Below are 25,410 nucleotides of genomic sequence, written 5' to 3' on the forward strand. Positions count from 1 at the left end.
TTGTGGGAGCGGCCTTGCGTCGCGAAAGGGGTGCGCAGCGCCCCCGGGATTTGCGCCTCGCCGCAGAATTGCCGGGGCCGCTGTGCGGCCCTTTCGCGACACAAGGCCGCTCCCACAGGGTGGGTGCATGATCGCGGGAATGTGTTGCACTAGTAGCCTGTCATCTCCAGATACCCGCGCCCACCCGCACTCCCGCTCAACCGCACCGGTCCTTCCCAGTAAGGGAACCGCGTATCCATCCAGGCCCGTGGTTCCACCGCCTCGACCTGCACATCCACCCCCTGCGCCGGCACCTGCACCCGCCAGTGCGTCGGTACCTGCTTGCCATTCTTCTGCTCGGCCCAGGCCAAGGCCTGCAACTGAACCTGCGCGCCCAGCAGCGCGACCACTTCACCGTGCGGGCCAACCCACGTGCCGGCGCGGTAGGCATCGCCCTCAGCCTGACGCACCTGGAACACCATCAGCCTGGCACCATTGTCCAGGTGCAGGGAAAACCAGTCCCACCCCGTTTGCCCGGCCGCCAGCGGCTGGCTGCTCCACTCCCGGTCGAGCCAGGCCTGGCCGGTGACCGCGATGCACATGCCTTCACGTTCCACTTCCCCGCGCACCCGGTAAAACGGCTGGCTGTAATAGTACGAGGCCTGCCCCTTGCCGGATTTCTCGCTGTAACCCTGATCGCCATGCAGCACCAGGGGCCGATCACTGCGCAAACGCAAGTCGTAGCGAAAGCCTTCGCCACCGGCAACCATGTGCAGGCTTTCGATACCCCCCCTGCCCTGCAATGACCAATCATTGATCCACGCCCGGAACGGCTGGGCCTGCACACCAGCCTGGCCGATACCGCCACGCGCCAGGGTTTCGCCAGACTGGTGACCACCCGGCCCGGTCAGGGCCGCGTGCCCCATCCACAGGTTGGGGCTGTTCCAGTCGGTGGTTTCAGGGCCGGGGCGCAGGGCCGAGCGGAACAGGGTCCACTGGGCGCCCCAGTCACGCCCCTGGGCGTCCTTGAGGTTGGCGGTGACGTACCACCATTCGATGCGAAAGCCATCGTGTGCGCCATGGTCACGCGGGAATTCCAGGCGATGCGCGCGGACCACCTGGCTGAAACCGTCCGCCTGCTGCCCCAGCCCGGCATAGCTTTGTGGCGCCGGCGGGTCACAAGCGCATAGCAGGCCGCATAGCAACAGCAAGGTGTTACGCTTCATCGGCAAACGGCCTCAACAATTCACGGGGCTGGCGGCGCGCCAGTTGCCACAGCGGCCAGGCGCTGGCCAACAGGCTGGTGAACAAACCCAGCGCGGCCAGTTGCAGCAACTGCACGGGGAAAACGTAAAGCGGCAGGCGCCAGCCGAACGCCTGCACGTTGACCACCGCCACCAGGCCCCAGGCCAGCAACACCCCCAACGGGATTGCCAGCAGTACCGTGAAACTGCTCAGCATCAGGGTCTGCCCCAAGCTCAGCCACACCAGTTGCCTGCGCTGCACACCCAGTGCCCACAGGGGGGCCAGCTGGCTCAGCCGCGTCTGGCCCAACGTCAGCAAGTTGATGAACAGCGCCACGCCGGCCACGCCAAGCGTGAGGCTGTTGAGCGCGGCGGTGGCGGCGAAGGTGCGGTTGAACACTTCGGTGGACCAGCGTTTCAGGCTTGCCTGCTCCACCACGCGGCTGTCGTCCAAGGCGAAGTGCTGCTGCAACGCTGCCTTGATGACGGGCAATTGTTCAGCGGGCAGATCAACGCTCAACCCGGTCAGCGTTGCCTGCGGCCATTGCCTGCGCAACCAGCTGGCATTGACCAGTACGTGCCCCTTGGGGTTACCGTAATCGGCATAGATCCCCACCACCGTCATGGCCTCTGAAGGCAGCGCCAGGCGATCGCCCAGTTGCAGCTTCAGGCGCCTGGCCAGCTGTTCGCTGAGCATCACCGCATGCCCGCCGGCCAACGTTTCCCAGGCGTGAGGCTGCTGCTGCAGCAACGGCCAACGCTTGAGGTAGACCGGGTGATCGACGATGCCCTGAAGCTGCACTGGCCAGCCCTGCAACTGCGTTTCTACACGCCAGCCGGGCAGCACCACACTGGCTGCCGATTGCTGCCCTAGCCATTGCGCAATTTCCAGACCTTGGGCGGTATCCCGAGGGCTGACGTACAGGTCGGCAGACAGGCGCAGGTCCAGCCAGCCGACAAAAGTCTTGCGAAAGCCTTCGGTCATGCTGCCCACGCCGACACTGGCAGCCAACGCGAGCAACAGTGCCATCAACGCCAAACTCAGTGCCGGCAGTTGCTGGCGGCTATCGGCGACGAACCATTGCGCCAAAGGTCGCCGGCAATACGGCGTCAGCAAGGCCAGAGCCCGGTCGAGCAAGGCCGGCAACAACAGCGCCGCCGCCAGCAACAACCCAGCCAGCATGGCAAACGCGCTGGCCAGGCGGTTACCCAGCAGGCCGCAGCCCAAGGCCAGCAGCAACAGAACGCACGCTATGCAAGCCTGGCGCCTCAACCATGGCCCCTGCGCCAGCCGCCAGGCCTGAGGCTGCGCCAACGCCAGTAATGGCAACCGGGCAGCACGCAACACGCTGCCCAGCCCTGCCAGCAATGCCCCCAGCACGCTCACAAGCACCCCCACCAGCCACCACCACGCGGGCAGGCTCAGGGAACCGGCAACCTGGGCGCCGTACAGGCCGCGCAAACTGGCTGCCACATCGGGCAATAACCACGCCGCCAGCACATACCCGCTGGCCACGCCGGCCAGCCCGCCCAGGACGGCGAACAGTCCCAGCTCCAGCATCAAGGCGCACAGCAGGGTGTTCAAGCTGACGCCACAGGCGCGCAGATTGCGGATCAATCCACGCCGCTGTTCTAGCGCCAGACCGATTGCGGCATGGGCGATAAACAGGCCTACGACGAACGCCAGCAGGCCGAGAGCAGTCAGGTTGAGGTGAAAGCTCTCAGTCAGCCGCTGCAACCCGCCGTCGTCCTGTTGCGGTTGCAGTTCGAGGTAAACCGCAATATCAGCAGGCAGCGGCCCTGGCTTGCCGGCCACCAGCAATCGCGACAACTGCCCAGGCGCGTGCAGCAACCGCTGGGCATGGCCGATATCGACCACGATCACGCCGGGCGCCAATGCAGGCTGCAGGACCATGGGTGGCAACAGTTGCCCTTCGCTGTCGCGCACCGCTTCCCCACGCTCTGCGCCCAGTTGCCGCAAGGTGTCTGGCCCGGCCCACGCTTGCCCGGGCGTGCCGATGAACGCCTGCACATCGAATGCTTGCGGCTGGACACCGGCAATGCTGCTGGCTGGCGGCAGGCTCAAAGGGTCGATGCCCAGCAGGCGCACGCTGCGCGCGGGCTCCCCAGGCAAACGCAAGCGCCCTTCCAGCACGGGCATTACTGGCCAACCCTGCTTGCGCAATTGCACGTAAAGCCCTTGGTCGAAGCGCTCACCGTTGCGCGGCACTAGCTGCGCCTGCAGCGGCCCGGCCAGCACGGCACTGGCCCGGGCGTAATCGCTGCGTGCCTGGCTGTTCAGCGCCTGCACGCCCGTCCACAGCGCCGTGGCCAGCCACAGCCCGGTGAAGATGCTGAAAAACTGCACACGATGGCGCCGCCAATGGCTGAACAACGCCAACAGGGCCAGCGACAAAAGCCTCATCACCCCAACTCTGGCTGAACGCGGCCGGCCTGCAGCTGGCAACGCCGCTGCAAGCGTGCCGCCAGCCGGGGGCTGTGGGTCACCATCAACACACCGCTGCCGGCCTCGGCGACCAGTTCCAGCAACAGGCTCAGCACCTCATCGCTGCTGGCTTCGTCAAGGCTGCCGGTGGGTTCGTCAGCCAAAAGCCAGGCCGGGCGCCCAGCCAGCGCGCGGCCGATGGCGACCCGTTGCTGCTGGCCACCGGACAACTGCTCTGGGTAGCGCGCCAGCAAACCTGCCAAGCCCAACTGCTCTGCCAGGTAAGCCACCCATTGTGGGTCATGCCTGCCCGCCAGCCTGGCCTGAAAGGCCAGGTTCGCCGCCACGTCCAGGCTGCTGATCAGGTTGTATTGCTGGAACACCAGCCCAATCCCCTGCCGTCTCCACTGCGCCAGCGACGCCTCCGAACGGCCGTCGAGCGGGACGTCATCGATCAGGATACGGCCGCTGTCGGCACGGTCCAGGCCGGCAATCAGGTGCAGCAACGTGCTCTTGCCGCTGCCCGACTCGCCCATCAGCGCCAGGCTGCTGCCGCGTGCCAGGCGCAGGTCCACACCCTGCAGAACGGGGAGCGGGCCTTGGGGGGTGAGGAATGATTTGTGGAGCTGTTCGATGGCTAGCATCGACGGGCCTTGGTGATTTGGGGGTCCTTTCAGGAATAGCAGGTTCGGGGAGTTTCAGCCGAACACGTGTCTGAATTTTTCAGGGCGAATAACCAGTTGTCTTGGTAATTGGCGCATAAATCAACAGCTCAAAATAGCTAGCGACGCCACGCTTATCGGTGCAACCAACAGTCAAAATGAACAATCACCAACAAGCAACAACGAGACTTCCTAAAGATTATTCCTGGCTTTATAAACATTAACTTCTTGAAATTAAATCAATGGCCTGGAGCAAAAACTGTCGTCATTGTTTTGACGGGCGCCCAACAGTACAACTATTTCCAACTGCTTGAGTTGTTGTACCCCTTTGCAGGGTGATGACCTTGAGCAGCGTCCGCCCTCTCGTGAGACACGTCGCCACAGCCTGTTTTTCCTTGTCGCCGACGTGCTGCGTGCCGATAGAGCGGGAAGTGATCGCTACCGTAACCTTCCAACATAAGGCTGCCACCAAACCCATCAGCACATCCACTTCCACACCCCATGTTGTATTGAATGAGCCTCAATTTTTTCACACCTATTATATTTGCGAGCACTCTATTCATAAGCCGCTTGATGGCCCTGCCAAGGGCGTGCATTGCAACTAAGCGCAACGAGAGCTATCACGTAGAAATCATCTGGTCTTAAGCAGATCCTTTAGCTTACAAGATATCGAATAATGCTTAGATCACTTGTGTCATCTACATAACTCGCAACCAAATGACACGGGGGTCGCCCGTGTTAGCGGGCAAGCCTGCTCCTCCAGAGGGTGCGTCAGCCCTTGGCTCTTGGCCAAGGCACACGTCCACCTGCCTTCAAGACCTGCCGCTGAAACCGCCCCATCTGCTACCGAGAGTGGCCTAAGGGATTGGCATTAATGGATCCACTGATCGTTCGATAACCGCACATGACCAGCGAAATATACGCACAATGTGTTGACCTGCTTCTCATACCAGAGCTCTAATGGATCCATTAAATAAAAACAAAACCCTGGAGAGCCTTCCATGTACCCCAAAAACACCTGGTACGTCGCCTGCACCCCCGACGAGATAGCCACCAAGCCCCTGGGTCGACAGATCTGCGGCGAAAAGATCGTGTTCTACCGCGCCAAGGAGAACCAAGTGGCCGCTGTCGAGGACTTCTGCCCCCACCGCGGCGCACCGTTGTCGCTGGGCTATGTCGAGGACGGCAACCTGGTGTGCGGCTACCACGGCCTGGTCATGGGCTGCGACGGCAAGACTGTGTCGATGCCGGGCCAGCGGGTGCGTGGCTTCCCTTGCAACAAGACCTTTGCGGCCGTCGAGCGCTACGGCTTTATCTGGGTCTGGCCCGGCGACCAGGCGCAGGCCGACCCGGCGCTGATCCCGCATCTGGAATGGGCGGTGAATGATGAGTGGGCTTACGGCGGCGGGCTGTTCCACATCGGTTGCGACTACCGGCTGATGATCGACAATCTGATGGACCTCACCCACGAAACCTATGTGCATGCCTCCAGCATCGGCCAGAAGGAAATCGACGAGGCCCCGCCAGTCACCACCGTCACAGGAGACGAGGTGGTCACCGCCCGGCATATGGAAAACATCATGGCCCCGCCCTTCTGGCGCATGGCCCTGCGTGGCAACGGCCTGGCCGACGATGTGCCGGTGGATCGCTGGCAGATCTGCCGCTTCACCCCGCCCAGCCATGTGCTGATCGAAGTGGGCGTAGCCCATGCCGGCAAGGGTGGCTACCACGCCGAAGCGCAGCACAAGGCGTCGAGCATCGTGGTCGATTTCATCACCCCGGAAACCGATACCTCAATCTGGTACTTCTGGGGCATGGCGCGCAACTTCGCCGCGCACGACCAGGCCCTGACCGACAACATTCGTGAGGGCCAGGGCAAGATTTTCAGCGAAGACCTGGAGATGCTCGAGCGCCAGCAACAGAACCTGCTGGCCCACCCCGAGCGCAACCTGCTGAAGCTGAACATCGATGCTGGCGGCGTGCAGTCGCGCAAGGTGCTGGAGCGGATTATCGCCAAAGAACGTGCGCCGCAGCCGCAACTGATCGCCACCAGCGCCACCCCTGCCTGAGGAAGCCGACATGATCGATGCCGTAGTGGTATCCCGTAACGATGAAGCGCAGGGTATCTGCAGTTTCGAGTTGGCGGCGGCGGATGGCAGCCTGCTGCCGGCGTTCAGCGCCGGCGCGCATATCGACGTGCATTTGCCTGATGGGCTCGTGCGCCAGTATTCGCTGTGCAACCACCCCGAAGAACGCCACCGTTATCTGATTGGCGTCCTCAACGACCCAGCTTCGCGGGGCGGCTCACGCAGCTTGCATGAGCAGGTGCAGGCCGGCGCCCGGCTGCGCATCAGCGCGCCGCGCAACCTGTTCCCGCTGGCCGAGGGTGCGCGGCGCAGCCTTTTGTTTGCCGGTGGCATCGGCATTACCCCGATCCTGTGCATGGCCGAGCAGTTGTCCCACAGCGGCCACCCGTTCGAGCTGCACTACTGCGCCCGCTCCAGCGAGCGTGCGGCCTTTGTCGAGCGCATTCGCAACGCGCCATTCGCTGATCGCCTGGTCGTGCACTTTGACGAGCAACCGGAAACCGCACTGGATATCGCTCAGGTGCTGGGCAACCCGCAAGACGATGTGCACCTGTATGTATGCGGGCCCGGCGGGTTCATGCAGCATGTGCTGGCCAGCGCCAAGGGGCTGGGCTGGCAAGAGGCCAACCTGCACCGCGAGTACTTTGCCGCAGCGCCCGTGGATGCCAGCAACGACGGTAGTTTTTCGGTGCAGGTGAGCAGCACGGGGCAAGTGTTCGAGGTGCCAGCCGACCAGACCGTGGTGCAGGTGCTGGAACGCAACGGTATCGAGATCGCCATGTCATGCGAGCAGGGTATTTGCGGCACCTGCCTGACGCGGGTGCTGCAAGGCACGCCGGACCATCGCGACATGTTCCTCACCGAAGAGGAGCAGGCGCTGAACGATCAGTTCACGCCCTGCTGCTCGCGCTCGAAGTCGCCGCTGCTGGTGCTGGATATCTGAACCAGTTTTACGACAAGGGCAGGATGACTTTCATGCTCGCGTCCGCCGTTGCGCCGCCAAAGGTCTCGGCGTAGCGCAAAGTGGCATTGGCGTGCTCGCGCATGATCGCTTCGGCGCGGGCACCCTGACGGTTGGTCAGGGCGTCGAACACCGCGTGGTGCTGCATATGGGCGAAGTTGAAGCGCCGGTACTCGCGGGCCAGGTCATGGCGGTCCACGGCCAGTGCGGTGACCGAGGCGAACGGCAGGTGGTCGTTGCGTGCCAGGGCATCGGCGATGGCCGGGTTGTGGCTGGCTTCGATGATCACCTGGTGAAAGCGCATGTTCAGGTCGTGATAGGCCTGCAGGTCCTCTTCGGTGACGAAGCCCTTGTCGAACAACTGATCGCCCTCGACCAGGCACTGTTGCAGCGCCGCGCGCGCTTGCGCCGACAAGCCACGCTCTGCAGCCTGGCGAGCGGCCAACCCCTCCAGCACGCCGCGGACCTCCACCGCACCTGCGATGTCATCGGCGCTGACCGAGCGCACCTGAAAACCCCGGCCGCCAAAACGCACCAGCAGGCCTTCCTGCTCGAGGGTACGAAACGCCATGCGCACCGGCATGCGGGAGACGCCGAACAGTTCGGCAGTGGGGACTTCCATCAAGCGCTCGCCGGCCGCCAGCTCGCCCGAGGCGATCATCTTGCGCAGCGCAACCAGCACCATTTGACCGGGTTTGCTCATCCAGGCTACTTCCAGGGACATGAGCGGGCATCTTAGCGCAAGCCGAGGGGATGCTGCAGGCCTGTTCGGAGCGCACCACACAAGGCTCGAGACAGGTGTGTGCGTGTGGGTTCACCCGCGAAGCAGGCAACGCGGTACCTGGCACCGGCTTTGCCGGTGTTCGCGGGACAAGCCCGCTCCTACAGAAACCGCGCTAGATTCCGGATATTGAGCAACACAATGGCCCCCACAGTTGTCGCGCCAGCTTTCAGGTGTGGTGCAAGACAGTTGCCCCTACAGGTACTGCATAAGCCTGAACCCTGCGCGATACAAGGAGCGTGTTCACTGGGCATATTGCCGCTTAAAGCGTCAGCGGGTAGCTGACGATCAGTCGCGTCTGGTCGAAATCGCTGTTGAAGCTGCGCCGGTTGGTGGCGTTGTTCAGGCGGATGTTGAGGTTCTTCAACGCTCCGCTCTGGAACGTGTAGTTCACCTCGGTATCACGCTCCCACCCCTTGCCATTGCTGCCTGCCGCCGTGGTGGCATTTTCGCTATGCCCGTAACGCACCATGGCCAACAGTCCCGGCACACCCAGCGCGGCAAAGTTGTAGTCGTAGCGCACTTGCCACGAGCGCTCGTCGGCGTTACTGAAGTTGCCGTTGAACATGTCGTTACCCAAGGTGCGGCCGCTGCTGCCGTACACCGACATCCACTGGCTGTCGCCACTGACTTTCTGCAACCCCAGGTACAGCGTGTGGCCACTGTGCGAAGCTGACAGCAGAGCGTAACCAGTGCGGCTCTTGATATCGCCAATGCGCGCCTGGCCGTCATCCCGGTCGATGAAGTAACCCAGGTTGGCCCCCAGCGTCCACTCGCCCACTCGCTGGCTATGCAGCAGGTTGAAGTAGCTTTGCTGGTAGATATCCTCCAGCTGCGAATGCCAGGCGCCAATCAGCGTGCGCTGCTGGTTGAAGCGGTATTCTGCGCCGGCGTAGTTGAAGCCGTCCGAGGTAACCCCGGGGGCGGCCCAGGCAGAAAGGTCCTGCATATCGGACGAGTTGCGCAGGCTGACCTCGCGGTACTGGCCGGCTTGCAGGCTCAGGCCTTCGATTTCCCGCGAGTCGAGCATGGCGCCACGGAAGGTCTGCGGCAGCAGGCGGCCATCGTCGTAGCGCAGCAGCGGAATATCCGGCAGCAACTCACCCACCTTCAGCTCGGTCGATGAAATACGCAGCTTGGCCGCCAGCCCGGCGCGGCCATACTCGTCGGCCGCACGCCCGTCATCGTGCACTGGCAGCAGTTCGGAGCCGCTGGTACCGCGGCCACTGTCCAGCTTCATGCCGAACATCGCGATGCCGTCCAGGCCAACACCGATCAGCCCCGGGGTGTAGCCAGAGCTGAACTTGAAGATGAAGCCCTGGGCCCATTCTTCGACATTGCTCTTGGCCGCTCCTGGGTCGCGGAAATCGCGGTTGAAGTAGTAGTTGCGCAGTGTCAGCCCGGCCTTGGCATCTTCAAAAAAGCCCCCCTCCTCGGCCCAAGCCGGCATACCCAGGCCAAGCGCCAGCGAAACCACCGAGGCCGAACGGGCCAGGGTGCAGGTTATGTGCATCATTATTATTGTTCTCCGCTTTCAATAGGCGCAGCCGAACGCCCCAGGCCAACTTGGCCCAGGGCAGCACGCTGCATTCAGGTACCCGGCCAGGCCGGGTTGCGCTCAGTGGCTCAGTGCATCTGCCGGCTGCGCAGGCGCCGGCTTGGTCATTGGGCGCAGCAACAGCAGGCAACCCGCGGCAAGCACGAATACGCTGGCAAACACCCCGTACAGGTGCAGTGGCTGCCAGCCGCCATCGAGCAACACGCCGGCCACGGTCGGCGACAAGATGGCGCCCATGCGGCCGATGCCAATACCCCAACCCACGCCGGTAGCGCGCACCGAGGCGTCATAGACCACCGGCGACAGGGCATACAGGCCGGCTACGCAGCCATTGGAGAACAGCCCGATCAGCAGCCCCAAGGCCAAGGCTGCACTGACCGACGCGCCATTGACCACAAATAGCACCAGCAACGCCGCCGTGATCAGCATGAACAGCGCCAGCACGCGGGTGAGTGGCCAGCGCGACGCCAGGCCACCGATCAGCGCCGCGCCGAGGATGCCGCCGACACTCAACAGCACCCCGCCGGTGATGCCCTGCTGTGCCGACAGGCCGGCGGCGACCAGCAGTTTCGGCGTCCAGCTCATGACGAAGTAGAACCCGAACATGACCAGGAAGAACAGTAACCAGATCACCAGCGTGGTGCGGCGCATGGACGGCGCCAGCAGTTGCCGGAAGCCGCGGGCGGCGCCCGGCTCCCTTGCTACGGGTGTTGGCAGGTGTGCCAGCGCCGGCTGGCCAAGGCGCATGGCCAGGCGGTTGACCCGTGCCAGCGCATTGGCCGGTCGACGCGCCAGCAGAAAATCCAGCGACTCCGGCAGCCACAACAGCACCAGCGGGATTACCAGCACGGTGACAATGCTGCCAAACAAAAACACCGAGCGCCAACCCCAATGCCCCAGCAGCCATACCGCCAGCAAACCGCCCAGCGTCGCGCCCAGGGCGTAGCCGGTTGACTGCAGGCTCACCGCCAGGCCGCGCCAGCGTTTGCTGGCGTACTCACTGGCAATCACATTGCTGCTGGCCAGGATGCCGCCAATGCCCAGCCCGGTCAGGCCACGCAGCATCGCCAGTTGCAACGGGCTCTGGCTCATTGCCGAGAGCAACATGCCAATACCGGAAAGCGCCAGGCACAGCAGGATCAGCGGGCGGCGGCCAAAGCGGTCGGCCCAAGGCGCGATGAACAACGAACCGGCCGCCATGCCGAACAGGCCGGCACTGAGCAGCAGCCCCACCTGCGCCCCGTTAAGGCCCCATTCGGCGGACACCGAGGCAGCGGTGAAGGCCATCACCAGGACGTCGAAGCCATCGATCATGTTGAGGACGATACAAATACCGATGGCCAGGTACTGAAAGCGGCCCATCGGGTCGTTGTCCAGCCGTTGCTTGAGATCGGCATTCATAGGGTCACCTGCCGGCCTGGGTTGGCCACAAGTGAGAGGACAGATGTGCAGACGCAGGCGAAGCGGTAGGAACCATGACGGTTCCGTGGCCGTGAGAAGCCATTCATGACTTGGACCCTTTTTGTAATTGTTATCGCATACGGCAGGAGGGCTCCTGCCGCTGTCAGGCGCTCAATCAACCAGATAATGGATCCACAAACAATGAGCAAGGCTTAGTCCCCCCAGTTAAACCGTTCATGAAAAAGACAAAATCATCAAAGAAAATTGTGTTTATCTATATTAATCAGGCATTTACAGATTTAATGCTGGATAAAAATTTTGTTCGTTTATCGAACGCTACAATTTTGTGGATCCATAAAAGAAGCCCAAATCCATGCCTGAGCGCTCAAGAGGCAGCAGCGATGAACAAATCTTCATGTTCCCCGCCAGCGCCCTGATTCCGGGGTGGGCAGACATTAACCGCCCACCGTCAGTCGCCACTCGCCTTGAGGGCGCGGTGGGTGTTGCGTAGCATCCCCGGCCCGATCGCGCGCCCGTACAGCCACCGCGATACCTGCAGACAAGAGCTACTGATGCCACAACCCATCCCCCTCAAGGACCACGAAAAGGAAAAGCACCTGGTCAATCGCCGGCTCCTGGCCTGCGCCATCCTGGTCTTCAGCCTGGTCGCCGTGCTGGTGGGGCGGCTGTATGTCTTGCAGGTGCTGCAGCACGACCAGCAGACCGCCGTGTCGGAAAACAACCGTGTGCACGTGCTGCCCATCGCCCCCGAACGCGGGCTGATCTACGACCGCAACGGCGTGGTGCTGGCCGACAACAAACCCAGCTTCGACCTGACCATGACCCGCGAGCGGGCCGGCGGCGACTCGGCCAAGGTGCTCGACACCCTCACCCAGGTGCTAGGCCTGACCGAAGACGACCGCAAGCAGTTCGACAAAGACCTGCGCCGTGGCCGCAAGCCGTTCGAACCGGTAACCCTGATGGTGGGCCTGAGCGAAGAGCAGATCGCCCTGGTGGCGGTGAACCAGTTCCGCCTGCCGGGCCTGGAAGTAGAGCCACAGTTCATCCGCGAATACCCCTTGGCCGAACATTTCGCCCACTCGGTGGGTTATGTGGGGCGCATCAACGAGAAAGAGGCCAAGGTTCTCGACAGCACCGAGTACCGTGGCACCCAGTCAATCGGCAAGACCGGTATCGAACACTTCTACGAAAGCCAGCTGCACGGGCATGTGGGCTACGAGGAGGTCGAGACCAACGCCCAGGGCCGGGTGATGCGCGTGCTCAACCACAAGGCCCCGACCCCGGGACAAGACATCGTCCTGACCCTGGACGCCCACTTGCAGGTGGCCGCAGAAAAGGCGTTGGGCGACCGCCGTGGCTCGGTGGTGGTACTGGACCCGGCCAATGGCGACGTGCTGGCAATGGTCAGCAACCCCAGCTTCGACCCCAACCTGTTCGTCAAGGGCATCAGCTTCAAGCAGTACGCCGAACTGCGCGATTCCATCGACCGACCGCTGTTCAACCGTGTGCTGCGCGGCCTGTATGCCCCAGGCTCGACGGTGAAACCGGAAGTGGCCATCGCCGGCCTCGACAGCGGCGTGATCACCCCAGGCAGCCGGGTGTTCGACCCGGGCTATTACGAGCTGCCCAACTATGACCACAAGTACCGCAACTGGAACCGCAGCGGCGACGGCTGGGTGGACATGTACACCGCCATCATGCGGTCCAACGACACCTATTTCTACGACCTGGCGCACAAGCTGGGCATCGACCGCCTGCATGACTACATGGCCGAATTCGGCCTGGGCCAGAAGGTGTCGCTGGACATGTTCGAAGAGGCCTCCGGGCTGATGCCGTCGGCCCAGTGGAAGCGTGCCACCCGGCGCCAGGCCTGGTTCCCGGGCGAAACGCTGATTCTTGGCATTGGTCAAGGCTACATGCAGGTCACCCCGCTGCAGCTGGCCCAGGCCACCAGCCTGCTGGCGAGCAAGGGCGTGTGGCATCGCCCGCACCTGGCCATGACCGTGGGTGGCGATGCGCCGGTGGACCCCAACCCGATGCCCAACATCGTGCTGCACGACAAGCATGCCTGGGACCAGGTCAGCCAGGGCATGCAGATGGTCATGCACGACCCGCGCGGTATTGCCCGCGCCGCTGCGGCAGGCGCGCAATACCGGATCGCCGGCAAGAGTGGTACCGCGCAGGTGGTGGCGATCAAGCAGGGTGAGCGTTACAACCGCAACAAGACCCTGGAGCGCCACCGCGACAACGCCCTGTTTGTCGGCTTTGCACCGGCCGACCACCCGAGTGTGGTGGTGGCGGTGATGATCGAGAACGGTGAGGCTGGGGGCCGGGTGGCGGGGCCGGTGGTGCGCGAGGTGATGGATGCTTACCTGCTGGATGAGCAAGGGCACCTGAAGCCTGAGTATGCGGGCGGTGCAAGTGGCCGTAACGTGCCACACATCTGAGAATTCGGGGCTGCTTCGCGCCCAATGGCTGCGGTGCGGTGCTGGGCTCGGGGAACCTGCCTGGGAGGAAATCGGCCATGGGCCTACTAGCCTCTTCGCGGGCACGCCCGCGCCCACAAGTACTGCACAGATCCTGAGGCCTGTGAGATTCCTGTGGGAGCGGGCGTGCCCGCGAAGAGGCCAGCAAGACAAACACTCAACCCCAGGGCAAATCCTCTTGTCATTGTGATTGGATCATTCGCCCAGGTAGGCCTTCTTCACCTGGTCGTCATGCAACAAGGTCTTGGCACAGCCTTCCAGGCTGATACGGCCGCCATCGATCACGTAGGCGCGCTGACAGGTCTGCAGCGCCAGGCGGGCGTTCTGCTCCACCAGCAGTAGCGTTACCCCGCCCTTGACCACTTCGACGATGGTTTCGAAAATCTTCTGCACGATGATCGGCGCCAACCCCATGGAGGGCTCGTCCAGCAACAATAGCTTGGGCCGCCCCATCAGTGCCCGTGAAATGGCCAGCATCTGCTGCTCGCCACCCGACATGGTGCCGGCCAGCTGAAAGGCACGTTCTTTCAAACGCGGAAAGATACCGTACATGCGTTCGATGTCAGCACCGATGGCGTCCTTGCCGTCGCGCCGACTGAAGGCCCCCATCTCGAGGTTTTCGTGCACCGTCAGCTTGGGGAAAATGCCCCGCCCTTCCGGCACCAGCGCCAGCCCCTCGCGGATCAGGTCATGGCCCTTGATCGCCGCGTGCGCCTTGCCATCGAAGGTGATGCTGCCGGCGCTGGGCTTCAGCAAGCCGGCCAAGGTTTTCAGGGTGGTGGTCTTGCCGGCGCCATTGGCGCCGATCAGCGCCACCATCTCACCCTCGCCCACCGTCAGGTCGATGCCCTTGATGGCCTGGATAGCCCCGTAGCTGACCTTCAGGTCACTCACTTGCAGGATGTTTTTCATGCCACTGCCTCTGCACCCAGGTAGGCCTCGATCACGCGTGGATCCTTGCGCACGTCGGCCGGCAGGCCGTCGGCGATCTTGCGGCCGAATTCCAGTACGGTGATGTGGTCGCAAAGGCCCATCACCAGCTTCACGTCGTGCTCGATCAACAACACTGTCTTGCCATCCGCCTTCATCTTGCACATCAGCTGGCGCAAGCCTTCGGTTTCCGAAGCGTTCATCCCCGCCGCCGGTTCGTCGAGCGCAATCAGCTTTGGCTCGGTGGCCAGCGCCCGAGCGATTTCCAGGCGGCGCTGGTCGCCGTAGGACAGGCTCTTGGCCAGTTCACCGGCCAAGTGGCCGATGCCGACGTAGTTCAGCCAGTAACGCGCGGCCTGGCGGATTTCCCGCTCTTCACGCACACAGGCCGGGGTACGCAGAATTGCGCCGAACACACCACTGCGGGTGCGTACGTGGCGGCCGATCATCACGTTTTCCAGGGCGGTCATGTTGTGGAACAGGCGGATGTTCTGGAAGGTGCGGGAGATGCCTGCCTCCACCACCTTGTGCGGTTTGCTGATGCGCAGTGGCTTGCCGTCGAACATCACCCTGCCCTGCTCGGCCCGATACAGCCCAGTGAGCACGTTGAACAGCGTGGTCTTGCCGGCGCCATTGGGGCCCAGCAGGCCGCGGATCTCGCCGCGACGGATGCTCAGGTCAATGCCATGCAGGGCCTGCAGGCCACCGAAGAACTTGCTCACCTGATGCAGCTCGAGAAGGAAATCGCTCATGCCTTGTCCGCCTGTTTGATCGGGAGTTCGAAGGAGGCTTCGCTGGCCGGTCCATTGATTGCAGTGCTGAGCACCGCAGGCGCCGGCTCGGCTTCAGGGTCGTCATCGTGCAGTTCGGCACGGCGGCGACTGGACGGCCAGAGTCCTTCGGGGCGAAAACGCATCACCAGGATCAGCGCCAGGCCGAATACCAGCATGCGCAGGGTTGAGGCATCCAGCACGTTGCGCAGGATATCGCGACTGATGAAGGTGACGTTGTCCATCACCCACGGCTGGACCCAGTTGACCAGGTCGCGGAACAGTTCGGGCATCACCGACAGGATCAGCGCCCCCAGCACCACGCCCCGGATCGAGCCCATGCCGCCGAGCACCACCATGGCCAGGACCATGATCGACTCCATCAGGGTGAACGATTCGGGGCTGACGAAACCCTGGTAGCTGGAGAACAGCACACCGGACACCCCGCCAAAGGTCGCCCCCATGGCAAAGGCCAGCAGCTTGAGGTTGCGCTTGTTCAGGCCCATGGCCTCGGCCGCCACTTCGTCTTCGCGCAGGGCCATCCAGGCGCGGCCGATACGCGACACTTCCAGGCGCTTGGACAGCACGATGCAGAGGATGACGACGAACAGGAAGAACAGGTAGTAGCTGATCACCGGCGACACGGGCAGGCCGAACAGGCTCCAGCTTTGCTGCAGCGACAGCACCGGCGTTGTCCCGGCACCTGGCGCGTGCGCCCATGCCCCGAAGTCGACGTGCAGCGGGGCAATGTTGCTGATGCCCTGGGGACCGTTGGTGAGGTTCACCGGCTGGTCCAGGTTGTTCATGAAGATGCGAATGATCTCGCCGAAGCCCAGGGTGACGATGGCCAGGTAATCGCCGCGCAACTTGAGTACCGGCGCACCGATCAGCACCCCGCAAATGGCCGCAGCCACGGCAGCCAACGGGATGATCACCGACACCGGCCAGTCCAGCACAGCCTCAAGCAGGCCGGCCATTTGCAGGTGGGGCGAAGCCAGCAGTGCATACAGGTAGGCACCAATGGCGTAGAAGCCGATGTAGCCCATGTCGAGCAGGCCGGCATAACCGATGACAATGTTCAGTCCCAACGCCAGCAGCACGTAGAGCATGGCAAAGCCAAGAATGCGCACCCAGGTAGCGCCCAGCATGGGAATGGCCTCGACCAGGAACGGCAAGGCGATGAAGCCGAGAATCAACAACAGGTACTGGGTCTTGAGGTTTTTCATGACTGCCTCCTCACGCCCGGTCAGCCTGGCGTTCGCCAAGCAGCCCATTGGGCCGGAACAGCAACACCAGGATCAGCACCGCAAAGGCGAAGATGTCCTGGTAGTTGGCCCCCAGGAAGCCGCCCGTCAACTGCCCGGTGTAGCCTGCCGCCAGCGATTCGATCAGCCCCAGCAACAGGCCACCGGCCATGGCCCCGAACAGGTTGCCGATACCACCAAGCACCGCTGCGGAGAATGCTTTCAGGCCCAGCAGCAGGCCCATGTAGGCATCGGCCTGGCCGTAGTTGATGGCGCGCATTACCCCGGCGATGGCACCCAGGCTGGCGCCAATCAGGAAGGTGGCGCTGATCACCCGATTGATGTTGATGCCCATCAGCCCGGCCACTTCCTGATTCTGCGCGGTGGCGCGCATGGCTTTGCCCAGGCGAGTCTTGTCCACCAATAGCCACAAGCCAAGCATGATCACCACGGCAACCAGCATGATCGAGAGCTGCACGTTGGTGACAATGGCGCCGAACACGTCCACGGGCCGCGTCTCTACCACTTCAGGGAAGGTCTTGTAGCCGCGCCCCCAGATCATCATCGCCAGGTTCTGCAAGGCGATGGAGATGCCGATGGCAAGGATCAGCGGGGTCAGCCGCGGGGCTTTGCGCAAGGGCCGATAGGCGTACTTTTCCATGCCCTGGGCCAGCAGCATGCACACCACCGCAGCAGCCATGATTGCCAGCAGCAACGTGATGACGCCAGGGGCAAAGCCGGCGCCAGCGAGCATTGTCAGTACCGAAATGGTGACCATGGCGCCGATCATCACCACCTCGCCGTGGGCGAAGTTGATCAGGCCGATGATGCCGTAGACCATGGTGTAGCCCAAGGCTACCAGGGCATAGATGCTGCCCAGCACCAGGCCGTTAAGGACCTGTTGCAACAAGATATCGAAATTACCGTCCACGCGCTGAATCCTCGAAACTGCGTTGTCGTCGGCGCGCGGCGGCTCAGCGCCACACGCCGACTGGCCTGGCAGGTGGGAAAAGTCTTCTTGTTATGTCGCAGGCGTGCGCCCGCTTGTTATGGGGTGAAACTCAGTCGCGCTCGACCGACAAGGTTTTCCAGCCACCTTCGGCGAACTGGAACACGGTGGCAGCCGGGTTCTTCAGGTTGCCCTTGTCATCGAAGGCGATGGTGCCGGTGACGCCGTCATAGCTCTGGCTCTTGAGCACTGGCAGATACACTTTGGGGTCGTCGGAGCCGGCCTTGACCATGGCGTTGATCGCGGCCCAGGTGGCGTCATACGCAGCGGGCGACGACTGCACCACACCCACGCCGAACTTGTCCTTGAGCTTCTGTTCGAAGGCTGCCCCTTTGGGCATGTCCAGCAGCGGCGTGCCATAGTTCCAGGCATAGGTACCTTCGGCGGCGCTGCCAGCCATCTGCTTGAACGAGTCATTGGGCAGGTTGCCGATGTTCATGAAGCGCGCCTTCAGGCCCAGGTTTTTCATCTGCTTGGCCATGGGTGCGGCCTGGTAGTCGAGTGCCGCGAAGAACACCGCGTCGGCCTTTTGCGCCTTGGCAGTGGTGAGGATGGCGTTGAAATCGGTGGACTTGTCGTTGGTGTACTCACGCACCACCACATTGCCGCCAGCCGCCTTGACCGCCCTGGTCACCTCGTCGGCCAGGCCTTGGCCATAGGCGGTGCGGTCATCGAAGATGGCGATGCGCTGGGCCTTGAGCTGGCTGACCAGGTAGTTGCCGGCGTAGCGGCCCAGGGTGGCGTCGTCGTTGACCGTGCGAAACACCGAAGGGATGCCCTGCTGGGTCAAGGTGGGGTTGGTGGCCGAGGGCGAGATCTGCGGGATGCCGGCGGCGGCGTAGATCTTCGAAGCCGGGATGCTGGTGCCGGAGTTGTAGTGGCCGATCACCACCGCCACTTTCGAGTCCACCAGGCGTTGCGCCACCGCCGTGCCCGTGCGTGGGTCGGCGACATCGTCCTCGGAGACCAGTTTGAACTGGGCCACCTTGTCACCGATTTTCAGTTGCTGCTGGTTGGCCTCTTCTACGGCAATCTGAATGCCATGCTCGACGTCCTGTCCCTGGTGCGCCGAAGGGCCGGTCAGGGGGCCGGCGAAGCCGATCCTGACAACTTCACTGTCTGCTGCGTTTGCCGTCCCCATGGCCATCAGCAATGTTACCGCGGTCGCGAGGGCTGTACGCCCTCCCTTGTTGTTATTCATGCTCAGCTCCCAGTAGTGATTGGACGAACCTCGACATCGCTTACCGCATGCGAAATGGCCGGAACGCCATCGCACTTGTAAGATAACAGTCAGCAGGCAACTGTCAATGGGTGTATGCTACGCGAGCAGGTAAAATAATTTTCACGGCGACGAGATCTGCGTGGTCAAGAAGTGGGGCATCAGACGAGCTAGTAAGATGTTTGATAACATATGCCGACAACATCACCGCTGGTTGGCTACGGATCCCGCCGCAAGGGGCATGAGGGCTGCGCGCAACCTGCCGGAGAATCAACCGTGATGAGCCAATCAGTTTCAGGAGCAACCCTTCTATGAATGCGTCGTTAGGCACGCGTCGCGCCAATCTGGCGGAAATCGTGATCCAGGAGCTTTCCAGCCGGATCGACACTGGCACCTACGGCCCGGGCGACAAGCTGCCGTCCGAACAAGCGCTGTGCAAAGAGTTCAACGTCAGCCGCCCGGTCATCCGCGAAGCGGTGGCCTCGCTGCGCCTGGGCGGGCGCCTGGTTGCCCGTCAAGGTGTGGGCGTATTCGTGGTCGAGCAGGATGTGAAACGCATCGGCTTTGCCATCGACAGCGTGGTCGATGACGTACGCGCTGCGGCGCAGATCCTTGAATTGCGCCTGGGGATCGAGGCGGAATCGGTGGCCCGCGCCGCCGAGCGCCGCAGCCCGGCCAGCATGGCGGCGATCACCGAGGCGTTCGACCGCTTCAACTCGCTGGACGGTGCCACGCAGGAAGAGGAAGCCAAGGCCGACTTCGAATTCCACCTGGCGATTGCACGGGCCACCAACAACCCGCATTTCACGCAATTGCTGGAAGCGCTGGGGCCGGACATCATCCTTGACCTGAACCTCAAACATGGCCAAGTAACCGGCAAGAACCGCCAGGCACACATCAAGAAAATTGCCCGCGAGCACGGGGCAATCCTGTCAGCGATCAGCATGGGCGATGTGGCCAGCGCACGTACGGCGCTGCGCAAGCACCTGGAAGAAAGCCTGTCGCGCTACCAGCGGCTGCTCGACAGCAAGGCCTGATCGTAACCCTGTGTCGGCCTCTTCGCGGGTAAACCCGCTCCCACAGTGACCGCACGGCCTTCAAATCATGCGCCGTACCTGTGGGAAATTTCCACAGGTGCCATGCAGATCTTGAGAGCTGTGCAGTACCTGTGGGAGCGGGTTTGCCCGCAAAGAGGCCGGTACAGGCAACCTCAGAGCCTCAGGAATGCCTTAAAGCCCAAGGCACACATACTTGAGTTCCAGGTAATCCTCGATCCCGTAGCGTGACCCCTCCCTGCCCAACCCCGAGGCCTTCACCCCGCCAAACGGCGCCACTTCAGTCGCCACCACGCCGACGTTGACCCCGACCATGCCGTACTCCAGCGCTTCCGTCACCCGCCAGATGCGCCCGACATCCCGGGCATACAGGTAGCAGGCCAGGCCGAACTCGGTGTCGTTGGCCTGGGCAATCACTTCCTCCTCACTGCCGAAGCGGAAGATCGGCGCCACCGGCCCGAAAATTTCCTCGCGCGCCACGCGCATGTCCGGCGTCACATCCGCCAGCAAGGTCGGCTCGAAGAAGGCCTCGCCCATGGCGTGCCGACGCCCTCCCGCCACCACCCGCGCACCGGCCTCCACAGCTTCGCCGACCAGCCGTTCGACACCATTGGCCGCACGCCCGTCGATCATCGGGCCGACCTGTGTACCTGGTGCATCGCCCTGCCCGACGACCAGCTCACCCACGCGCTCGGCAAAGCGCGCCACGAAGCGCTCGTAGATGCCGTCCTGGATATAGAAGCGGTTGGCGCACACGCAGGTCTGCCCGCTGTTGCGGAACTTGGCGATCAGCGCGCCTTCCACCGCTTTTTCCAGGTCGGCATCGTCGAACACGATGAACGGAGCGTTGCCGCCCAGCTCCATGGTCACCTTCTTCACCGTTGCCGCCGACTGCCGCAGCAACTGGATGCCGATGGGGGTCGAGCCGGTGAACGACAACTTGCGCACCACCGGGCTGGCCGTCAGCTCGCCGCCAATGGCCGCCGAATCGCCGGTCACCACGCTAAGCACACCCACCGGGATACCGGCACGCTCGGCCAGCACGCACAGTGCCAGCGCGCTGAACGGGGTTTGCGAAGCGGGCTTGAGCACCAACGTGCAGCCCGCCGCCAAAGCCGGCGCCGCCTTGCGGGTGATCATCGCCGCCGGGAAGTTCCAAGGTGTAATCGCCGCACACACACCAATCGGTTCCTTGGTCACGATCAAGCGCCGATCAGCGTTCGGCGAAGGAATCACATCGCCATAGATGCGTTTGCCTTCCTCGGCATAGAACTCCACATAAGCGGCGGCAAAGGCAATCTCGCCACGGGATTCGGCCAGGGGCTTGCCCTGCTCGGCGGTCATGATGCGCGCCAGGTCTTCCTGATGAGCGAGGATTTCGCGGAACCAGGCCTGCAGCCGGGCGGCACGCTCCTTGGCAGTCAGCGCCCGCCACGCTGGCAAGGCGCACTCGGCAGCCGCGATGGCACGGCGGGTTTCTTCTGCCCCCATCCGCGGCACGTGGCCCAGCACTTGGCCGGTGGCCGGGTTGGTCACGGCAATGCGCTGGCCGCTGTCAGCCGCCAGCCATTTTCCATCGATATAGCAAACTTCACGCAGCAGATCACGATCGGCAAGTTTCATGTCGATTGGCTCGTTCGGATAATGAAAAAAGGTGGGGCCGGACCGCGCCCCACCCGAGGTGAATCAGCGCTTGGCTTGCAGGGCCTTGTCGCGAATCTGGCTGAGGGTCATGCGCGGGGTCAGGGCTTCGGGGTCGACCTGCACTTCGATCAGCGCCGGCTTGCCGGATACTTGGCAACGCTCGAAAGCGGCAGCGAAGTCCTCGGTACGGGTAACGGTTTCACCGTGCAGCCCATAGGCGCGCGCCAGGGCGGCAAAGTCCGGGTTGTGCAGTTCGGTGCCGGACACCCGCCCAGGATAGGTGCGCTCCTGGTGCATGCGGATGGTGCCGTACATGCCGTTGTTGACCACCACGGTGATCACCCGTGCGTCGTAGTGCGCCGCAGTGGCCAGTTCCTGGCCATTCATCAGGAAACAACCGTCACCGGCAAACGCCACCACCGTGCGCTGCGGGTAGGTCAGCTTGGCCGCCACTGCCGCCGGCACGCCGTAGCCCATCGAGCCGTTGGTAGGCCCGAGCAGCGTGCGGAATACACGGTGCTGGTAGCCACGGTGCACCCAGCCGGTGTAGTTGCCGGCACCACAGGTGAGGATGCTGTCGGCCGGCAGGGTCTTGTTCAGCCAGGCGATCACTTCGCTCATCTGCACATCACCCGGCGAGCGCGGTGTTTCGAAGTTGCCGCGGTAGCCGCTGTTCAGGCTGGCGACCCAGTCGGCGAATTCCGCCGGACGCACCGCCTGCAAGGCAGCGGCCTGGGCCAGGAAGCTGCCGGGGCCGGCATTGATGCCCAGGGTCGGCTGGTAAACGCGGCCGATCTCCTCGGCGCTGGCATGTACATGCACCAGCGCCTGCTTTGGCGTTGGAATGTCGACCAGCGCATATCCGCCCGTGGTCATCTCACCCAGGCGGGCACCCACCACAATCAACAGGTCAGACTGCTTTACCGCATCGACCAACACCGGGCCGGCAGCCAGGCCCAGGTCACCGGCATAGTGCGGGTCGGTGTTGTCGAACAGGTCCTCGCAGCGGAACGACGCCGCCAGTGGCACGTTCTGCGCCTGCACGAAGCGCTTCAGGTCGGCCACCGCCTGGTCATTCCAGCCACCGCCACCGGCAATCACCAGTGGCCGCTGGGCCTTGGCCAGCAGCGCCTGCAACTCGCCCATTGCCTGGGGCGCCGGAGCAGCCTCGACACGCTGGGCCGGGCGCGCATCGGCGACCTGCACCAGGTCGGTGAGCATGTCTTCTGGCAGCGCGATTACCACCGGACCAGGGCGGCCACTGATGGCGCGCTGGAAAGCCTGGTTGACCAGTTCGGGAATGCGCGCGGCATCGTCGATCTGCACCACCCACTTGGCCATCTGGCCGAACATGCGCCGGTAGTCCACTTCCTGGAAGGCTTCGCGTTCGATCTGGTCACGTGCCACCTGGCCGATGAACAGCAGCATCGGCGTGGAGTCCTGGAACGCGGTGTGCACGCCCACCGAGGCGTTGGTGGCACCTGGGCCGCGGGTGACGAAGCAGATGCCTGGCTGGCCTGTCAGCTTGCCGTAGGCCTCGGCCATGTAGGCAGCACCGCCCTCCTGGCGGCAGACGATCAGGTCGATCTCATCCTGCACATCGTGTAGCGCATCGAGCACTGCCAGGTAGCTTTCACCTGGCACGCAGAACGCACGCTCGACACCATTCACCCGCAGGGCATCGACCAGTACCTGACCGCCACTGCGCTTCACTTCGGAGTTGCTCATTGTTGTTCTACCTCATGCGCTGCGGTCAGATGACCGAATCTTCCAGGAACGGCTTGTTGTCGATCACCCGCTGGTAACTCAGCGCGCTCAGGTCGAGCGAGCGGTAGCCGCCATAGGTGATCAATTCGGACAGCCCGCGACCAATGGCCGGTGCCTGCTGCAGCCCATGCCCGCTGAAGCCATTGCAGAACAGGAAGTTGTTCACCTCGTTATGCGGGCCAACGATGGCGTTGTGGTCCAGCACGCAGAAGTCGTAGTGCCCGGCCCAGAAGTTGACCACCTTGATGCCTTCGAACGCCGGCACCCGCTCAGCGAGGATCGGCCACACCTCTTCGTCGAACTCTTCGTGCAGCACATCGAAATCTTCGAAGTCCACTTCCGGGTCGTTTTTCGGGTAGGTACCGCCCAGGTAGAACTTGCCTTCGGGGCGGAAGAACACCCCGGTCGGGTCGATGGTCAGGGGCACGGTGCCTTCCAGCGGGGTACGGCAATCGAACACGAACAGCGAGCGGCGGCGCGGCTCGACCGGGATATCCAGGCCGGCCATGCGCGCCACCTTGGTACCGCGGGTACCGGCACAGTTGACCAGCAGGCCGCAGCCGATGCGCTCTCCGCTGGCCAGTTGCACGCCGGTAATCCGGTCGCCTTCACGCTGGACACTCACCACTTCGTTCTCGATGTACTCGATGCCCATCGAGCGCGCCTTGCGGCGGAAGCCGTTGAGCATGCCCAGGCTGTCGAACCAGCCTTCACCGCTACGCCCGTAGCTGGCACCGGCGAGGCTGTCGATGTTCACCCAAGGGAATGTGCGCTGCAGCTGCTCGGGGTCGAGCAAGTGCACGTCAGCGCCGTGGGATACCTGGGTATCGTGCAGGCGGCGCAGCACTTCGTAGCCTTTGTCATCACCCAGAAACAGGTAGCCGTTCTCGTGGAAGGCCAGGTCCGGGCGATCGCCATCTACCTCCATCACTTCGGGGAAGCTGCGCACGAACTCGGCACCGAATCTGGAAATTTCGATGTTGATCGGGTTGGAGAACTGCTGGCGGATCGAGCTGCTCGACAGCGCGGTGGCCGACTTGTTGTAGGTCCAGTCGCGCTCGATGACCAGTACCGAACCGTTGAAGTCCGGGTTGTTGGCCAGGAAGTAGGCGGTGGCGCTGCCGTTGACCGCGCCACCGACGATCACCACATCGTAATTCTGTTGTTTAGCGGTGGAAGCCATGGAATTAGCTCTCTTCTGATGTTGCGATATACAAGATTCACACTCGCCACGCGGGCTTCTTTTACCCGCACCGGCCTCTTCGCGGGTAAACCCGCTCTCACAATGGGCCGCGCTGTCCCTGTGGCAGACGAGGCGATTATTTCGGGTCTTCGAAGTGCCCGGCGCCGGCGAAGTTGCCGCCGTGATAGCGCGCGGCCGGTTCGTTCGGATCCAGTGGCGGGTGCTCGGCCAGCACCTTGTCACGGTAGTCGTCGGCGCTGTCCTTGGGCACGTAACCGATGGACGAAGCCAGGCGGTTGTCCCACAGGCTTTCGCGGTTGGCCGACATGCCGTAGACGATCATGTGCCCGACCCGCGGCGCCAGCAGCGAGCGCTCGGTGAGCTGGGCGAAGTCGTCGAACGACAGCCAGGTAGCGAGCATCCGCCGGTCCAGTGGCTCAGGGAACGACGAGCCGATGCGCAGGTTGACCGACTCGATGGCGAACTTGTCCCAGTAATAGCGGCCCAGGTCCTCGGCGAAGCACTTGCTGACGCCATACAGGCTGTCGGGGCGGTGCGCGGCGGTTGCGTCGATGGTTTCGGTGCGGTCGTAGAAACCGATGGCGTGGTTGGAGCTGGTGTACACCACACGCTTGACGCCATTGCGCCGTGCCGCTTCGTAGATGTTGTAGGTGCCAACGATGTTACCGTTGAGGATCTTGTCGAAGGTGTCCTCCACGGGTACGCCACCCGCATGCACGACGGCGTCGACGCCTTCAGTCAGCGGCAGCACATCGTTGAAATTGGCCAGGTCGCAACGCACCAGCTGTTCATGCGGCGCAGCGTGGCCCATCTCGGCGATGTCGGTCAGGCGCAGCTCGTCGGCGAAGGCGGCCAGGTGCTTGCGCAGCACGCTGCCAAGGCGTCCGGCGGCGCCGGTGATCAGCAGTCGTTTGAAAGGCTTGCTCATGTCTTACCTCGAAT

At 63.1% G+C, this 25,410-nt stretch carries 19 protein-coding genes; 4 read left to right on the forward strand and 15 right to left on the reverse strand.

Going from position 1 to position 25,410, the window contains the following annotated elements; genetic code table 11:
- Positions 1-149: 149 nt before the first annotated feature.
- From AC07XM_RS09175 to AC07XM_RS09185, 3 genes are read right to left on the reverse strand one after another with little or no spacing between them, the layout of a single operon-like run.
- A complete protein-coding gene (locus AC07XM_RS09175; RefSeq protein WP_102689024.1) occupies positions 150-1,205 on the reverse strand; it encodes a lipocalin-like domain-containing protein in 1,056 nt (351 codons plus the stop codon).
- Complete coding sequence (locus AC07XM_RS09180; protein ID WP_102689025.1) at positions 1,195-3,648, reverse strand: ABC transporter permease; 2,454 nt, start codon at positions 3,646-3,648, stop codon at positions 1,195-1,197. The genes AC07XM_RS09175 and AC07XM_RS09180 overlap by 11 nt, the downstream gene beginning before the upstream one ends.
- The gene (locus AC07XM_RS09185) at positions 3,648-4,313 is read right to left on the reverse strand and encodes an ABC transporter ATP-binding protein (RefSeq protein WP_060517345.1); all 666 of its coding nucleotides are present in this window, start codon (positions 4,311-4,313) and stop codon (positions 3,648-3,650) included. Before AC07XM_RS09185 ends, AC07XM_RS09180 begins: the two co-directional genes overlap by 1 nt.
- A gap of 1,019 nt (positions 4,314-5,332) precedes the next feature.
- Between AC07XM_RS09185 and AC07XM_RS09190 the strand changes: the two genes are divergently transcribed.
- Both AC07XM_RS09190 and AC07XM_RS09195 read left to right on the forward strand, forming a co-directional pair.
- Complete coding sequence (locus AC07XM_RS09190; protein WP_016487581.1) at positions 5,333-6,400, forward strand: Rieske 2Fe-2S domain-containing protein; 1,068 nt, start codon at positions 5,333-5,335, stop codon at positions 6,398-6,400.
- A gap of 10 nt (positions 6,401-6,410) precedes the next feature.
- On the forward strand, positions 6,411-7,361 hold the full coding sequence (locus AC07XM_RS09195; RefSeq protein ID WP_102689026.1) for a PDR/VanB family oxidoreductase: 951 nt from the start codon (positions 6,411-6,413) through the stop codon (positions 7,359-7,361).
- Between the two features lie 7 nt (positions 7,362-7,368).
- Here the strand turns inward: AC07XM_RS09195 and AC07XM_RS09200 are convergent, their stop codons facing one another.
- The 3 genes from AC07XM_RS09200 to AC07XM_RS09210 form a co-directional block, all read right to left on the reverse strand.
- Positions 7,369-8,082: a GntR family transcriptional regulator gene (locus tag AC07XM_RS09200; protein ID WP_016487583.1), complete on the reverse strand. Its 714-nt coding sequence runs from the start codon at positions 8,080-8,082 to the stop codon at positions 7,369-7,371.
- Positions 8,083-8,422: 340 nt separating this feature from the next.
- Positions 8,423-9,676: an OprD family porin gene (locus AC07XM_RS09205; RefSeq protein ID WP_102689027.1), complete on the reverse strand. Its 1,254-nt coding sequence runs from the start codon at positions 9,674-9,676 to the stop codon at positions 8,423-8,425.
- A 102-nt stretch (positions 9,677-9,778) separates the two neighbouring features.
- Positions 9,779-11,119 (reverse strand): MFS transporter, encoded by a 1,341-nt coding sequence (locus AC07XM_RS09210; RefSeq protein ID WP_102689028.1) that lies wholly within the window; start codon positions 11,117-11,119, stop codon positions 9,779-9,781.
- Between the two features lie 572 nt (positions 11,120-11,691).
- Here AC07XM_RS09210 and mrdA point away from each other — a divergent pair.
- The gene (gene mrdA / locus AC07XM_RS09215; RefSeq protein ID WP_016487586.1) at positions 11,692-13,587 is read left to right on the forward strand and encodes a penicillin-binding protein 2; all 1,896 of its coding nucleotides are present in this window, start codon (positions 11,692-11,694) and stop codon (positions 13,585-13,587) included.
- 234 nt (positions 13,588-13,821) lie between these two features.
- Here mrdA and AC07XM_RS09220 read toward each other — a convergent pair whose 3' ends face one another.
- The 5 genes from AC07XM_RS09220 to AC07XM_RS09240 form a co-directional block, all read right to left on the reverse strand.
- Positions 13,822-14,538 carry an ABC transporter ATP-binding protein gene (locus AC07XM_RS09220; RefSeq protein WP_016487587.1) on the reverse strand — a complete coding sequence of 239 codons (717 nt, stop codon included), beginning with the start codon at positions 14,536-14,538 and terminating at the stop codon, positions 13,822-13,824.
- Positions 14,535-15,308 carry an ABC transporter ATP-binding protein gene (locus tag AC07XM_RS09225; RefSeq protein WP_016487588.1) on the reverse strand — a complete coding sequence of 258 codons (774 nt, stop codon included), beginning with the start codon at positions 15,306-15,308 and terminating at the stop codon, positions 14,535-14,537. Before AC07XM_RS09225 ends, AC07XM_RS09220 begins: the two co-directional genes overlap by 4 nt.
- Complete coding sequence (locus AC07XM_RS09230; RefSeq protein ID WP_102689029.1) at positions 15,305-16,552, reverse strand: ABC transporter permease subunit; 1,248 nt, start codon at positions 16,550-16,552, stop codon at positions 15,305-15,307. Before AC07XM_RS09230 ends, AC07XM_RS09225 begins: the two co-directional genes overlap by 4 nt.
- 10 nt (positions 16,553-16,562) lie before the next feature.
- Positions 16,563-17,501, reverse strand: a complete 939-nt coding sequence (locus tag AC07XM_RS09235) for a branched-chain amino acid ABC transporter permease (protein WP_102689030.1) — start codon at positions 17,499-17,501, stop codon at positions 16,563-16,565.
- Positions 17,502-17,631: 130 nt separating this feature from the next.
- Positions 17,632-18,780, reverse strand: a complete 1,149-nt coding sequence (locus tag AC07XM_RS09240) for a branched-chain amino acid ABC transporter substrate-binding protein (RefSeq protein WP_024717576.1) — start codon at positions 18,778-18,780, stop codon at positions 17,632-17,634.
- A 329-nt stretch (positions 18,781-19,109) separates the two neighbouring features.
- On the opposite strand from AC07XM_RS09240, the gene AC07XM_RS09245 reads away from it, so the two are divergent.
- On the forward strand, positions 19,110-19,835 hold the full coding sequence (locus tag AC07XM_RS09245; protein ID WP_016487592.1) for a FadR/GntR family transcriptional regulator: 726 nt from the start codon (positions 19,110-19,112) through the stop codon (positions 19,833-19,835).
- A gap of 192 nt (positions 19,836-20,027) precedes the next feature.
- On the opposite strand, the gene AC07XM_RS09250 is transcribed toward AC07XM_RS09245, so the two are convergent.
- The 4 genes from AC07XM_RS09250 to AC07XM_RS09265 all read right to left on the reverse strand — a co-directional run bounded on the left by AC07XM_RS09250 (position 20,028) and on the right by AC07XM_RS09265 (position 25,396).
- Positions 20,028-21,476 carry an NAD-dependent succinate-semialdehyde dehydrogenase gene (locus AC07XM_RS09250; RefSeq protein ID WP_016487593.1) on the reverse strand — a complete coding sequence of 483 codons (1,449 nt, stop codon included), beginning with the start codon at positions 21,474-21,476 and terminating at the stop codon, positions 20,028-20,030.
- A 63-nt stretch (positions 21,477-21,539) separates the two neighbouring features.
- On the reverse strand, positions 21,540-23,225 hold the full coding sequence (locus AC07XM_RS09255; protein WP_102689031.1) for a thiamine pyrophosphate-binding protein: 1,686 nt from the start codon (positions 23,223-23,225) through the stop codon (positions 21,540-21,542).
- A 25-nt stretch (positions 23,226-23,250) separates the two neighbouring features.
- Positions 23,251-24,447, reverse strand: a complete 1,197-nt coding sequence (locus tag AC07XM_RS09260; RefSeq protein WP_016487595.1) for an NAD(P)/FAD-dependent oxidoreductase — start codon at positions 24,445-24,447, stop codon at positions 23,251-23,253.
- Positions 24,448-24,583: 136 nt separating this feature from the next.
- Positions 24,584-25,396: an NAD-dependent epimerase/dehydratase family protein gene (locus AC07XM_RS09265; RefSeq protein ID WP_102689032.1), complete on the reverse strand. Its 813-nt coding sequence runs from the start codon at positions 25,394-25,396 to the stop codon at positions 24,584-24,586.
- Between the last annotated feature and the right edge of the window lie 14 nt (positions 25,397-25,410).

The sequence above is a fragment of the Pseudomonas sp. GW460-LB5 genome (genome assembly GCF_059423245.1).

Bases quoted from the DNA above. Each gene is read 5' to 3' on its own strand.
- AC07XM_RS09175 (WP_102689024.1), bottom strand. From the start codon at position 1,205: ATGAAGCGTAACACCTTGCTGTTGCTATGCGGCCTGCTATGCGCTTGT.
- AC07XM_RS09260 (WP_016487595.1), bottom strand. From the start codon at position 24,447: ATGGCTTCCACCGCTAAACAACAGAATTACGATGTGGTGATCGTCGGT.
- AC07XM_RS09230 (WP_102689029.1), bottom strand. From the start codon at position 16,552: ATGAAAAACCTCAAGACCCAGTACCTGTTGTTGATTCTCGGCTTCATC.
- AC07XM_RS09190 (WP_016487581.1), top strand. From the start codon at position 5,333: ATGTACCCCAAAAACACCTGGTACGTCGCCTGCACCCCCGACGAGATA.
- AC07XM_RS09200 (WP_016487583.1), bottom strand. From the start codon at position 8,082: ATGAGCAAACCCGGTCAAATGGTGCTGGTTGCGCTGCGCAAGATGATC.
- AC07XM_RS09265 (WP_102689032.1), bottom strand. From the start codon at position 25,396: ATGAGCAAGCCTTTCAAACGACTGCTGATCACCGGCGCCGCCGGACGC.
- AC07XM_RS09240 (WP_024717576.1), bottom strand. From the start codon at position 18,780: ATGAATAACAACAAGGGAGGGCGTACAGCCCTCGCGACCGCGGTAACA.
- AC07XM_RS09250 (WP_016487593.1), bottom strand. From the start codon at position 21,476: ATGAAACTTGCCGATCGTGATCTGCTGCGTGAAGTTTGCTATATCGAT.
- AC07XM_RS09245 (WP_016487592.1), top strand. From the start codon at position 19,110: ATGAATGCGTCGTTAGGCACGCGTCGCGCCAATCTGGCGGAAATCGTG.
- AC07XM_RS09185 (WP_060517345.1), bottom strand. From the start codon at position 4,313: ATGCTAGCCATCGAACAGCTCCACAAATCATTCCTCACCCCCCAAGGC.
- AC07XM_RS09225 (WP_016487588.1), bottom strand. From the start codon at position 15,308: ATGAGCGATTTCCTTCTCGAGCTGCATCAGGTGAGCAAGTTCTTCGGT.
- AC07XM_RS09255 (WP_102689031.1), bottom strand. From the start codon at position 23,225: ATGAGCAACTCCGAAGTGAAGCGCAGTGGCGGTCAGGTACTGGTCGAT.
- mrdA (WP_016487586.1), top strand. From the start codon at position 11,692: ATGCCACAACCCATCCCCCTCAAGGACCACGAAAAGGAAAAGCACCTG.
- AC07XM_RS09205 (WP_102689027.1), bottom strand. From the start codon at position 9,676: ATGATGCACATAACCTGCACCCTGGCCCGTTCGGCCTCGGTGGTTTCG.
- AC07XM_RS09220 (WP_016487587.1), bottom strand. From the start codon at position 14,538: ATGAAAAACATCCTGCAAGTGAGTGACCTGAAGGTCAGCTACGGGGCT.
- AC07XM_RS09195 (WP_102689026.1), top strand. From the start codon at position 6,411: ATGATCGATGCCGTAGTGGTATCCCGTAACGATGAAGCGCAGGGTATC.
- AC07XM_RS09180 (WP_102689025.1), bottom strand. From the start codon at position 3,648: ATGAGGCTTTTGTCGCTGGCCCTGTTGGCGTTGTTCAGCCATTGGCGG.
- AC07XM_RS09210 (WP_102689028.1), bottom strand. From the start codon at position 11,119: ATGAATGCCGATCTCAAGCAACGGCTGGACAACGACCCGATGGGCCGC.